We start from the raw sequence: 13,151 nt of genomic DNA, 5'->3' as shown, positions 1-13,151 counted from the left end.
CCAAACACACTGAAGTCCGATACTACCCGAAGTTACGACAGTAAAGCTGACGGTGACATGGTACGAAAGTTGACGTTCTTACCCGGGGAGACCTGTACACACAATCCTGATTTTCTTAGGGAATACCCAAATGACAAGGAAATATGAGTTCAAAGCAAGTCAGAAATGGCTGGTTAAGTGTACAGGAGTCAGCCGAGGTCATAGTAGTGGGTAACCATGAAGGACCAAACAATAATAACTCATATTGCGACTGGAAGTGAAGACGATGCGAAAATCGCAGAAAACAGAACAAGCTGACCGCCAGCGGATGATAGGTCTGGAAGACCAAAGACAAACTGGGGCGCGTAGTATCGCCTCCGGTGAAGGAGAAAAGATGAGTGGCACTCAGTTTCAAGCATTAGTTTTGGCCCGCAACAACCTGAATTTGGCTTATCAACGTGTGGTCAGGAACAAAGGGGCGGCCGGAGTTGACGGTATGACCGTTGATGAATTGAAACCGTACCTGAAAGTACATCGCGAAGAATTACTCGCAGAATTGGCCAATGGGACTTATAAACCGGCACCAGTCAAGCAAGTCTCAATTCCAAAGCCCAACGGTGGAACGCGTAAGCTTGGCATTCCGACCGTGATCGACCGGCTAGTCCAGCAGGCCGTGGCCCAGGTCCTTTCGCCGATATATGAACAGATCTTCGCCAACAATAGTTTTGGTTTTCGACCCCAACGCAGTGCACATGACGCAGTTCAACAGGTCGTTCAGCTAGATAATGCGGGTTATCACTATGTGGTTGATCTGGATTTGAAGGCCTACTTCGATACGGTTAATCATGACATGCTTATGAAGTTTCTCAAGCAGCGAATTAGTGACCGCTGGATACTACGGCTCATTCGCCGTTTTCTGACTAGTGGCACCATGAATGGGCAATTGTTTGAACGCAGTGAGAAAGGCACACCGCAAGGCGGGCCGATCTCGCCACTGTTAGCGAATATTTATCTCAACGAATTCGACCAAGAACTAGCTAGGCGCGGTCATGAATTTGTCCGTTACGCCGATGACTGCAATATCTTTGTTAAAAGTCCACGCGCGGGCCAACGAGTCCTCGCTAGTGTGACTCGTTTTCTCGAGCATGAGTTAAAACTCACGCTCAATCAGGAAAAGACACAAGTGGTCGCCACCAACAGAATGAAGTTCTTAGGTTTTACGTTGGGCCACACTAAAGGCAGGGCTTTTCCCTATCCGGTGTGGTCAGCGAAGCAGCGAGTTAAACAAGCATTGAGGCGGCTGACTAAGCGTAATCGTGGTGTATCCGAAGACCAAATAATGGCAGAGATTCGTCAAAAGATGCGCGGTTGGTTGCAGTATTACAGCTTGGGTAGAATGAAGCGGTTCATCACGGAATTAGATGCGTGGCTGCGGTCACGTATTCGCCAGTACATTTGGAAACAATGGAAGAAAGCCAAAACTAGAGAGAACAACTTGAGCGGATTAGGATTTACGAAAGATGAAGCTAAGCTATCCGCTAACACGCGTAAAGGGTACTGGCGGACAGCGCATAGTAAAACGCTGTGCCGTACCCTAACTAACAAAGAGCTGGAACGTCGTGGACTCATTAACTTGAGTCAGACGCTCCAGCAAATTCAGAGTGCTTAAATTATTGAACCGCCGTATACGGAACCGTACGTACGGTGGTGTGAGAGGACGGTAACTTACAATTACCTCCTACTCGATTACGGGGTCTGAAGAACCACCAATAAACCAGCGATGAACAAATAAAGCCGCCTTCCTCTTGATTATATCAAGAGCGAAGACGGTTTCATATCATGGATACGAGGGCGAAGCGAAGCGCGCCCTCTGAGAGTTTTTTATGCGCCTCAATAAATCAATCAAAGCGGATGCTAAAAATAATTTGTACAAATTAAAAATCAATGAGATAATTTAGTCCTTAAGTTCAAAATACAATCAAGTTGCTGAATTTCGTTTTAAAAGTGATAGATTAAAATTTAGGAGAGTCGTTTATGCAGGAACGTCATAAAATTGGTTTATTTTCTCTAGTCATGCTGGCACTGAGTTCGATCATTGGTTCTGGTTGGCTGTTTGGTTCTGGGGAGGCGGCAATGGTTGCCGGTCCTGCAGCGATCATTGCCTGGATCATCGGTGCGATCGTGATCATGGCGATTGCTTTTAACTATGTTGAGTTAGGGGCAATGTTTCCTGAAAGTGGGGGAATGAGTCGTTATGCACAATACAGTCATGGACCGCTGCTCGGATTTATTGCGGCATGGGCTAACTGGGTATCTCTAGTAACGATCATCCCCATTGAAGCGGTGGCGGCAGTGCAATATATGAGCTCATGGCCGTGGGCGTGGGCTAATTGGACCCGCCAATTTGTTGCTCATGGGGATGTGACCACATTCGGTCTGTTGATCGTCTTTTTATTTATGTTAGTATTTACGCTATTGAATTTCTGGTCGATTCGTTTATTAACTCGTTTCACCAGTTTGATCGCTGTTTTTAAAATGGTGGTCCCGGCATTAACGATCATCTTATTGATGGCATCCGGCTTTCATCCCGCTAATTTTGGTCATAATTGGCAGACTTTTGCGCCACAGGGTAGCGCGGCAATTTTTCAGGCGACGACAGCGTCAGGAATTATCTTTTCATATAATGCGTTTCAGACTGTGATCAATATGGGGAGCGAAATTCGCGATTCACGACATAACGTGGCACGGGGAATCGCTATTTCATTGTTGATCAGTGCCGTGATCTATACGTTGTTGCAAGTCACTTTTATCGGTAGTGTACCGCCACATTTGTTGGCTCAGAGTGGTTGGCATGGTTTAAATTTTGCCTCGCCATTCGCAGATCTGGCAATTTTACTAGGACTGCAGTGGTGGTCGATCTTGCTTTATTTAGATGCTTTTGTATCCCCGTTTGGCACTGGGGTTACCTTTGTGGCGGTCACAAGTCGGACGCTATGGGCGATGGCCAAAAATCAGCACATGCCACAGTGGCTAGGCCGTTTGAATCGACGTTATGGCATTCCGCGGTTGGCGATGGCCGCTAATTTAGTGATCAGTTTGCTAATGGTCAGCGTTTTTCGTAATTGGAGTGTGTTGGCCAGTGTGATTTCCACATCAACTTTGATTGCCTATTTAACTGGACCAGTGACGGTGATCTCCTTACGTAAGTTGCGGCCTAATTTTAAGCGACCGGTGGCGTCAAAATGGCTACGCGTTGTTGCGCCAGTTGCCTTTGTTCTAGCAAGTTTAGCCACTTACTGGGCAATGTGGCCAACTACGATCCAAGTCATCTTGGTTATTTTGTTGGGATTACCTTTTTACGTTTATTATGAGTGGCGTCGCGGGTTTCCTAATTTCAAACAGCAATTAAAAGGAAGCTTGTGGCTGATCATTTATTTGGTCTTTCTTTCGGCCGTTTCGTATCTTGGTAGTCAGCCGTTTGGCGGAAATGGTTGGTTACATTACCCATGGGATTTTGTGCTGATCAGTGTTACGGCATATCTTTTTTACTGCTGGGGTGTAGCCAGTCGAATCGATAGTGACGAGCTGGTTGCAGCAGCGGAGGTTAATCGACAAGTTAAAGTGGATGATGATGAGTAATCGTATTGGTTGGGGAGTTGTGGCATAAGCAATTATGGCGCAACTCTTTTTTTGTTTCTGAACCATATCGTCAAAACCAGATTGTTGGCCACAAGAATGGTCAATAATTTTCAATGTAAAAAATCAACTGCCATTGTGAAATAGCAGCTAAATAGCTTATGGCAAACTCTTATTTTTCTTATGGAGACAAATGGTATAATGAAAAACATGTGTGAAGTAGTTCAATCGATAATAGAAAACAGGCTCTGTTGTGGAATAGGGGGGATTTGAGTGCGGACAAGACAGTTACAAGGAATCTTATTAGCGGCAGTTGGGGCGATTCTCTGGGGCGTTTCTGGACCCATTGCGCAATGGTTATTTACGACGCGCCAGCTGAGTTTAGTTTGGCTGATCGAGTCTAAAATGTTGATCTCCGGCATCTTGCTTTTGTTGTTTGCGGCTTTGTTGCCCAAGGAGCGTCAGCGTTTATTTGCGCTGTGGCATTCTTGGCGGAGTATCATTGCTTTGCTTGCGTTTACGATCTTTGGCATGGTGGCTATGCAGTTTGTTTACTACAAAGCTGTGGCGGTTGGCAATGCCGCAACCGCGACGATCTTACAGTTTTTGTCACCGGTATTCATCGTATTATATACGATGTTGCGTGAACAAGCAGTCCCACGACGTGCAGATTTAATTGCCGTATTGGTTGCCTTAGTGGGGACTTTTTTGTTAGTCACTGGTGGACAGCCAACACATTTAGCTATCTCACCGGCGGCCTTTTTCTGGGGCGTGGCTACTGGAATGGCCGCGGCAGCTTATGTTTTATTGCCGATTCACTTATTGGCTGAGTATGGTGCAATCGCGATCTCCGGTTGGGCAATGACGTTAGGTGGGTTACTATTTGGGTTACTCCATCCCGGTGCGTGGCAGATACCGCATTTGGATCTGGTTGGTCAGCTGGGTTATTGGTTTATCGTGATTCCCGGTACAGTGGTTGCTTATTCGCTATATTTGGCGAGTTTAGATTATATTTCAGCAACGGCAGTCGGACTGTTAGATGCCTTTGAACCACTAGCCGCGACGGTCTTATCAGTTTTGTATTTAAGGGTGCATTTTGGGTGGATTGAATTTGGGGGTACGTTACTTATTTTAAGCACGGTCTTCATTCTAGCGCTGGCCCGACCACAATCGCTAGAGTCGTCATAGTAAAGGTAGGTATTTTAGTTTGAAACGACGATTTATTATTTTGATCAGCTTGGTCCTAGGTTTGAGTTTAAGCGCCGGCTCCGTTCAGGCGGCGCTAAAAGCAGCCACAGTCACTAAGATTGCCCAACAACTCAAAAAGCAGCATTTTACCGGCACCGTTTTGATTGTTCGTAACGGACATACCGTGCTGCAACGGAGCTATGGCTACGCCAATTTTGCTAAATTACAGCGTAATTCAGCGGCTTCAACTTATCAATTGGCGTCAGTGCAGAAAGTGTTCACCGCTGTTTTATTCATGCAGCTCGTGGAGACTGGTAAGGTTCAGTTGAATACTCCGCTAAGTCAATATTATCCACAGATCAAGCACAGTAACCAGATCACATTGCGCCAAATGTTGGATATGAATTCGGGGTTATTTACGACGACTGAGCCACAAAAAATGTTGTCTGATCGGCAATTGATCAAATTTGCGGTTAAATACGTTCAGGTCAAGCAGATTGGGCAGCATAATTACGAGCCAGTGAATTATTTGTTGTTAACAGGGATCATTGAGCAAATCACGGGTCAAAGTTATCAGCACTTAGTCCAAAAACGCCTATTACAGCCACTAAAATTGCACCATACCGGCTTTGTATTAGATGGCTTTAAACAAGAAACGCATGCGGCGTTGGCTTACCAGACTAAAATTACTTTTTTGCCGTATTTGTTCCGCGTCCATACGACTAGGGTGGCGGTAAAGCGCAAATTGGGTACGGGTAATATGTACAGCACCGCCAGCGAATTATTTCGCTTGGAACAAGCAATCCAACAAGGCCGCTTACTAAAACCAGCTAGTATAGCGACCTTATTTAACGCGACTGATGGCAGTTATCGCGGTGGTTTATGCAATTACCGCCATTTTTTGTTAGTCATGGTGTTGAAAATGGTTACGAGTCTAATTTAGCACTAAGTCGTGACGGTAATTCTGGGGTCATCTTACTCAGCAACCGGCGAATCGTAGGAGCATTATCCCACAAAGCGCGCCAGATTTATCGATAATTGGAATTGCGATCAATCCTGCACGATTGGTGCGTTGTGTAAATCTTGGATTTCTTTGACAAAACGAGCCACAAGTTCCAACTGCTCGGGTTGATACTGAGCTAACAGTTGCTGCATTTGTTGATCAAGTTGTAAGTGCAATTGTTGATGAGCGTAATTTAATTGTTGGCCTTTATCGGTTAGCGAGTAATAAACTTCTTTACGATTATCGGTCCGTTTGAATTTATCGATCAGTTCAAATTTGATCAGCTTATTGACGGTTTTAGAAATCGCGCCTTTGGATACTTGTAAGTGGGCAGTGAGTTCAGTGCCATTGATCGGCTGATTTTTGCCAATATCGGCTAGTGTGTGCAGAGAGAGTAATGGCAGATTGCTCAGTACTTTCTGCCACTCCGGTGTGGTTTTTAAGCGCTTTAATAACCACTCTTGTTCAAAAGAGCTATTGCTGGCGGTGGTGGTCGCAATTTGCAGTAATGTTGGTTCGATCACTTGTTTAAAGTAATTGATTTTATCCATCGTAATGAATACTCCTTGTTAAAATAGTTTCCGGGCAAAAGGTTAGGTATTATTCAGTGAATTGCGTTAAACTTAGTTTCAGAGTAAACCATAGCATAAATGTTGTGGTGGAAGCAATTACGGCAAAAATAATTTTAATGTGGAGGTCATTTTATGACAACTTTTATTGTTGGTGCGCATGGCCAAATTGGTCAACTATTAACGAAACAATTAGCAGCTACCGGTGAAACTGTTTTGGCGGGGATTCGTGATACTAAGCAAGCTGACACTTTAAGCGCGCTTGGTGGGCAACCGCGGCAATTTGACTTAACTGCCTTACCTCAAGAACAAGCTGCGGCGTTTAAAGATGTGGATAATGTTGTGTTTACCGCCGGTTCTGGTGGTGCGACTGGTTACGATGGCACTCTAGAAATCGATCTGGATGGTGCCGTTAAAACGATGATTGCGGCTGAACAAGCGGGCGTTAAGCGCTACGTGATTGTTAGTGCCTTGTATGCAGACCAACGGGACAAATGGGCGCAAACTAGGATTGAGCCATATTATGTGGCTAAATACTACGCTGATGAATGGTTGCAACATCGAACACAATTAAATTATACGATCTTGCGGCCAGGCGCTTTGACCAATGATGCTGGTACCGGTAAAATTTCGCTGCAACCAACATTAGCTAGCAGTAAAAAGATTGCCCGCGCCGATGTTGCGGCCGCCATCGTGGCTGTTTTAAGTAAACCACAAGCTTCGGGGCAAATTTACGATTTAGTAAGTGGAACAACACCAATTGAGCAGGCATTTTAGAATCGCTATTTGAGGTAAGGGAGTGCGCAAAGGTGCATTCCTTTATTTTTTCTAATGCTGGCTACGTACAGTTTCTTTTTTACTGGTAGGAATGTGGATCCTAGGTTATACTAGACGGGTGAATAACGGAAGCGTATTACCGTTATATGAAGCGGAGGTTTTTACCAAATGGAAATGCAAAGCCAAGAATTTATCGCGGCGATCCGCGCGGAAGAATATACGACGACTGCAATCAAGCTGACAGCCAACGATATTAAAAAAGCGGATTTGAAGAAGCTAGCAGCAGCGTATACTGAACTACAAACACAACTAACCGCTAAAAAAATAGCGCAAATTAAAATTGAGTTACCTTTTGAAACGCCGGCTACGATTGAATTACAGGCGGGTATTATTAATTTACCTTATGAGCTGGTAGATAAGATTGCATTGTTGACTACTGCTGAAGAGCAGTATCCATTAAATCTGTATTTGATCACAACGGCGGAAAATCTAAATGCGTCGGGGATGCGCATCGATAAAATGAGTAGCGTTGCAGCGTTCCTGCAAGCGCCAGCGCCGACGATTGAACAGATTGATGCAGCAATCAGTGAAAAAATTACTGAGTTACAGGCTGCTGCGGACACGCCAGCAGAAAAATAATCAAGCGCGCTTAATTTGTTACCAAAGTGAAATTGAAGCACGGCGTAATTAATGCTATTCTTATAGTAGTCATTATGGTTAGAGCGTGCTGAAAAGTTGCGCCATTTTGCTTATATTAATTTGAATTGCTAAATACTAAGCGCTTGAATTAAGCTGGAAAAATATTGCTAAATTAATTTAGCGTAAACTTGGTTGAAAGCAGATCAACGTATAGTGATGTAGTCAAACAATTCAGTTCGAACTTATTGTCTAGCTAGGTTATACGTCATAAGCTGGACGCTTTTTCAACACACTCTAAGAAAACGAATATTTGAAACGAAAAGGAGCCATCCGTCCATGAATCGATTGTCACAGTTAAAAATGAATACACATCTTTTTGCGACGGACCTTGGGGACTTAGGCGCTGGGGAGTTTTTCTGCCCTAATTGTGGTGCACCGATCATGACCAGCGATAAAAAATGTGCTAATTGTGGTTATGATTTGATTGCTTATCGTGAAGGGCGTCCGCAACCGGCGCCAACGTCAGCAAAAACTTCCCAAGCGTCGTCAGCTGCGACTGAAAGTGCCGCACCTTCGGCAGCAGCAGTAGCCAGTACTGCTAAGAGTGTTGCGGTCACCAGCCAGATAGCTGAATCAACCGAATCAGCAGAAGTAACTGATTCGGCTGAATCTGCGGTAACTTCAGCACCAAGCGCGCCAGATAGCGCGCTACCTGATGTTGATGAGCGCGTGATCGAGAGCGCAGCTTCAGCGGCCGCTATTCTATCCTCAATTCAGGCAGATGAAAATCCAGAAGAGATCATTGCTAAGTTGCGCGCAGCTACACAGCAACTGGTACCTGATGATTTAGGTCAGCCCGCTAGTGCGCAGCCACAATCCAGTGCTTCATTATCGAGTCGGCGTGAAGCGCATATTGCCGATAAAACGAAGGATATCAGTGATATCGTCGATCAAGTACGCGCAGCCACTGACAGCGCGCAGCCACGGGAACATCTTTCACCTGATGATATTACGCTTGAATCAACAGCTTCCAGTGCTGCACAACCAGCAACGCGGATGGCGCGTCATGAAAAAACAGCAGAATCGGCCGCGGAGAATGAACCTTATCAGGCACCACGAGCGGTTACGCCCGAAGAACGGGCCGCAGCTTCCATGCAACAGGCTGACGAAGCTGATGAACCAACAACTAGTGAAAGTGAAGCACCCGTTAAACCTGCAATCGAAAAAGCTGAGTCAGAATCAGCAGAAAAAATTCGACCTAAGAAAAGTAAACGTAAATGGTGGATCATTGGTATTATTGTGATCGTCATCTTACTTGGCGCTTTTTTATTCGGCCAGCATTATTTTAGCCGGGATGCCCAGTTAGATCGTGCCTTTGCGGTACTCGCCACTAATAATCCTAGCCGTGTGAGCCAAGTCATGACAAGTAGTGATGCTGATCTTCGTTTGACGCCAGGTAATAGTCGTCCATTCATTCGTTTTACCAAAGCCAACCCGCAATACTTAAAAACAAGTAAAGCGCAGTTGAAAAAGGCGAATGCAACTAAGGATGGTACCCTGGGATTTGTCAAAGAAGGGCATCACTTTATTTTTACTGCGTACCAGTTGACGATCGCTCCGACTTACCGGACGATTGCCACTGACTTACCTTCACCATCGATTTATTTAGATGGGCAAAATGTAACGGCTAAGAAGCCAGCTGCAACGCAGAAAATCGGGCCGTTTATTCCCGGGACCTATACGCTGAAGGTTACCGCGCAAACCGATGATAAAACCTTATCACGGACGGTACATGCAACTTTTCTAACAGCCGACGCACAAACGATCGATTTGACGTTAAAGCCCGTGACGCCGGTGGTACACAGTAATGTGGCCAATGCAACTGTATACGTCAATAATCAAAATAAGGGCACGTTGCAAAATGGACAGTTAACTTTACCTGCTTTAACATGGGAAGCTAATTCGAAACTACATTTAGAAACAAAAATTGCTGGAGAAACCGTTAAAACTAAAGCGGTGACGCTAACTAAAGCAGCTAAGCAGAACATTCAGGCTGATTTTACAACTGTACCGACAACGGCACAGGCACAAGATCTACTAACTCGCTTATATACAACGGCTAGTAGTGCAACCAATGCAAATAATGCCAATGATACGGCTGCTTTAGCAGCTTACTTTAAAAATGGCACCGACGCTGCAGCGTATAAAAAGTTAGCAACGTTTATTACGCAAGCCCGTGCAAGCAATAGTAATATCGACCATACTGATTTTAAAGTTCAAGTTGATCAAGTCTTGACGAAGAATAATCAGACTACCGTCGACTTTTCAGTTACTTATACAACCAGCTATGTGCAGACATCAGGCTTGCAGACACGGGTTCAAACCTATCGTTATACTGGTGCGCATTTAACTAGTGATACAAAGAATCTGCAAGTGATCGATTTTGGTGATAATGAACAGAAAATAGCTGATAATAACGCCAATTAAGGTAAAGTAAAGAAGCTAACACCGTAATATCGCGGTGTTAGCTTCTTTTTTGATGCTTATAGTAATTCTGGAAATAGTTGTTGCAGCTTGGTTGTCGCTTTGGTGCCATTTAATTGGATCTCGGTCAGCTCAACTGCTGAATGCTGCCCACAAAGTTGAATAGTGGTATTGCGGTGTTTAACCCGTAATCCTAGTTGATAAGCGGCAATCAATAACTGCTGTTGATCGGCGTTAAGCGGTGCTGCCTCAGGGGGGATTTGCTGTTGCTGCTGTTGTCGGTGTAGTGTGGCTTGGGCTAAGGCGAAAGCAGTTAATGATTGTTGACTGGCAGCGTACATTATTCTGGCACTGGGTGTTAATTCAGGTTGGCTAGCCCGCTGCGCAATTATGGTGACGGCTTGCCGGTAGTCAGTCGGCCAACTATGACTGAAATCGGTGAGTTGTTGTAGCCAAGCTTGCAATTCATTGGTAAAAGCAGAAGGACGCTCCGGTGCTTCTAAAGCTACTTGGCGATTACGCTGTTGTGCGTGGGCTAACGCAGCCGCTAAATCATCTGGTAGGGGGCGTACTGCTAAGTAGCTGATAAAAACTTTGAAAAAACGCAAAGTTGTTTGACTGATCGCATCCGCACTAAATGGATCGAGATCAAAAACACGAAATTCTAAGTAATCGATTCCTTCAGTAAGTAGATCATTTAATTTGGATTGCTTTTTTAGCCGTACAGGGCCGTAGAACTCGTGCTGTGAATAAAGTTGGCCTGTGGCAATAGCAGCGTCAATATCGTGTAGATAGGAAGCTAGCGACGTATAACGCACGTTTTCAGAGGTGGTATTAGTAAAACCATATTCACTATTGCGAATACTGCGAACAGGTTGTGCTAACGCAGTTGGTAGTGTAGAAAAATAATTTGGCGCAGCTTGCGGGGTGGCACCAAATAAGTAAGTTAATATCCAACGGGCTAACATGAAATTTTGCACAATATGGAAATAAAGCTGATTGCGTGCAGCGACAGATTGCCCAGCCAGTAACGCAGTCGGTAAACTAAAACTAACATGACTACCAGTGGCGATCGCATGCTGGATACCATATTTCTCTAATAAATAGTCGCGGTAGTCTTGGTAAGCTGGACGTTCAAAATTATTTGCGATAAAAGTTAAGTCAGCCGGGCTAACTTCTGGCGGCAGTGAAAGTGGCCAGATCAACTCATTGGGCTGTAAAGCGTGAGTAAAAATTGCTTGTAAAGTTGCGAGTTGCTGGCTAAGTATTGTCATTGAAGTGTGTGGATCGGTAATGATTTCAGCTTGGCTTTCGGCAAAGTCAGATTGAAAGTAAGGGTGGAAACGGCGACTACCCAAATCGGTTGGGTGGGGCGCTTGACTTAGATGGCCAGAATTATTGATACGATGTTCTTCAACTTCAACGCCTAAACGACTTTGTTGGAGTAAGGCTATTTGCTGCGGATTTACTATTAGATTACGCACAACGATCACCACTTTATTTTGAGATTGAATTTATTATACAGATTTATTAGACAAAGTGGTATTTAAATACTAAAAAGTTTGTCAGCGTTTTAGTACGTTGGGTTAGGTAAAATGCTAGAATGAAAGTATATTAAATAGATGGAGGTTGCGAACATGAAATTTGTTGATCTTGGTCGTAATGGCTTGAATGCGTCAGCTGTGTCCTTAGGGTTAATGCGTGTCAATGGTTTAGCTGATGATGCTGCGGCAGTAAAGGTTTTGGAAACAGCAGTGAACAGCGGCATTAATTTCTTTGATAACGCTGATATGTATGGTAAAGGTGAATGTGAAGCACGTTTTGGTCGGGCTTTACGGCAATCAAGCATTAAGCGCGAAGATATTTTAATTCAAACTAAGGTTGGTATCTTAGATCATGCTTATGATTTTTCCAAGCAACATTTAATTGAAGCGGTGGATGGCAGCTTGCAGCGCTTAGGCGTTGATTATGTTGATTCATTATTACTTCATCGGCCAGATGCCTTAATTGAACCTGAAGAGATCGCTACCGTATTTGATCAATTACAAAATGCCGGTAAGGTACGTCAATTCGGGGTCAGCAATATGAATCCTAGTCAGGTAGAATTATTGCAGCCTAGCTTGAATCAAAAGCTGATCGTTAATCAGTTACAATTCGGGATTATGCATACTGGACCAATCGATGCTGGTTTACATGTTAACATGACAGATCCGCGGAGCGTTGATCATGATGGCGGTATTATTGAATACTCACGGTTACATGATATGACGATCCAAGCATGGAGCCCATTCCAATATGGTTTCTTCGAAGGGGTCTTCATTGATAATCCTAAGTTCCAGGAATTAAACGACGAGCTACAAAAATTAGCAGATAAGTATCATGTGACTAAAAATGGGATCGCTGTTGCATGGATCTTGCGTCATCCCGCGCAGATGCAAGTGATTCTTGGCAGCATGAATCAAGAACGTATCGCGCAAATGGCAGCTGGTGCTGATGTTAAGTTAACGCATCAAGAATGGTATGACGTTTACTTAGCTGCGGGTAATAATTTGCCATAAATAACGCAAAAAAGAGACTATGACATAAGGTGCTCAGCTACTACTTCACAGTAGTAAGTCCAATCGACAACGGGAAGTAAGCGTTGTTTACAGACAAGTTCAATATTCAATACTTATCAAAAGTATCGCCAAGAACGAGCGACAGTGACTATTCCCGTGGCGAAAATCGTATCGTAGGAAACATAACAAGGCGAAAACCGCCAAGTTGAAACATGACAAGCGAAAAAAGTTACCTTATGTCATACGTTTTAACTATATTTTTCGGAAGTGCAAAAAAGCATTTGGAGTTATTTTCCAAATGCTTTTTTATTAGTTATT

Annotated in this window: 10 protein-coding genes; 8 read left to right on the top strand and 2 right to left on the bottom strand. The window is 44.2% G+C overall.

Translation table 11 applies throughout. The features are described from left to right. Positions 1-265: 265 nt before the first annotated feature. The 4 genes from ltrA (at position 266) to LC20001_RS11675 (ending at position 5,746) form a co-directional block, all read left to right on the top strand. A complete protein-coding gene (gene ltrA, locus LC20001_RS11690; protein WP_069700543.1) occupies positions 266-1,648 on the top strand; it encodes a group II intron reverse transcriptase/maturase in 1,383 nt (460 codons plus the stop codon). 365 nt (positions 1,649-2,013) lie between these two features. Next, on the top strand, positions 2,014-3,618 hold the full coding sequence (locus tag LC20001_RS11685) for an APC family permease (RefSeq protein WP_010012018.1): 1,605 nt from the start codon (positions 2,014-2,016) through the stop codon (positions 3,616-3,618). A gap of 270 nt (positions 3,619-3,888) precedes the next feature. Then, on the top strand, positions 3,889-4,803 hold the full coding sequence (locus LC20001_RS11680; RefSeq protein ID WP_010012017.1) for a DMT family transporter: 915 nt from the start codon (positions 3,889-3,891) through the stop codon (positions 4,801-4,803). A gap of 19 nt (positions 4,804-4,822) precedes the next feature. Next, the gene (locus LC20001_RS11675; protein ID WP_010012016.1) at positions 4,823-5,746 is read left to right on the top strand and encodes a serine hydrolase domain-containing protein; all 924 of its coding nucleotides are present in this window, start codon (positions 4,823-4,825) and stop codon (positions 5,744-5,746) included. A gap of 107 nt (positions 5,747-5,853) precedes the next feature. Here LC20001_RS11675 and LC20001_RS11670 read toward each other — a convergent pair whose 3' ends face one another. Beyond that, complete coding sequence (locus LC20001_RS11670; protein WP_010012015.1) at positions 5,854-6,357, bottom strand: MarR family transcriptional regulator; 504 nt, start codon at positions 6,355-6,357, stop codon at positions 5,854-5,856. Positions 6,358-6,510: 153 nt separating this feature from the next. Here LC20001_RS11670 and LC20001_RS11665 point away from each other — a divergent pair, with 153 nt between their 5' ends. From LC20001_RS11665 to LC20001_RS11655, 3 genes are all read left to right on the top strand, one after another. Continuing rightward, positions 6,511-7,152 (top strand): SDR family oxidoreductase, encoded by a 642-nt coding sequence (locus LC20001_RS11665; protein WP_010012014.1) that lies wholly within the window; start codon positions 6,511-6,513, stop codon positions 7,150-7,152. Between the two features lie 168 nt (positions 7,153-7,320). Beyond that, positions 7,321-7,791, top strand: coding sequence for a hypothetical protein (locus LC20001_RS11660; protein ID WP_010012013.1), 471 nt, complete (start codon positions 7,321-7,323; stop codon positions 7,789-7,791). A 336-nt stretch (positions 7,792-8,127) separates the two neighbouring features. Further along, positions 8,128-10,278: a TcaA 3rd/4th domain-containing protein gene (locus LC20001_RS11655; RefSeq protein ID WP_010012012.1), complete on the top strand. Its 2,151-nt coding sequence runs from the start codon at positions 8,128-8,130 to the stop codon at positions 10,276-10,278. A gap of 56 nt (positions 10,279-10,334) precedes the next feature. Here LC20001_RS11655 and LC20001_RS11650 read toward each other — a convergent pair whose 3' ends face one another. Further along, positions 10,335-11,759: a gamma-glutamylcysteine synthetase gene (locus LC20001_RS11650; RefSeq protein ID WP_056943267.1), complete on the bottom strand. Its 1,425-nt coding sequence runs from the start codon at positions 11,757-11,759 to the stop codon at positions 10,335-10,337. Positions 11,760-11,912: 153 nt separating this feature from the next. Between LC20001_RS11650 and LC20001_RS11645 the strand changes: the two genes are divergently transcribed. Next, positions 11,913-12,833 carry an aldo/keto reductase gene (locus LC20001_RS11645; protein ID WP_010012009.1) on the top strand — a complete coding sequence of 307 codons (921 nt, stop codon included), beginning with the start codon at positions 11,913-11,915 and terminating at the stop codon, positions 12,831-12,833. Positions 12,834-13,151 lie beyond the last annotated feature (318 nt).

The sequence above is a fragment of the Loigolactobacillus coryniformis subsp. coryniformis KCTC 3167 = DSM 20001 genome, from assembly GCF_002706425.1.
GTDB classification, from domain to species: domain Bacteria; phylum Bacillota; class Bacilli; order Lactobacillales; family Lactobacillaceae; genus Loigolactobacillus; species Loigolactobacillus coryniformis.
The sequence above is the reverse complement of the archived record's forward strand: the minus strand, read 5'-3'. Positions and strand labels throughout refer to the sequence as shown.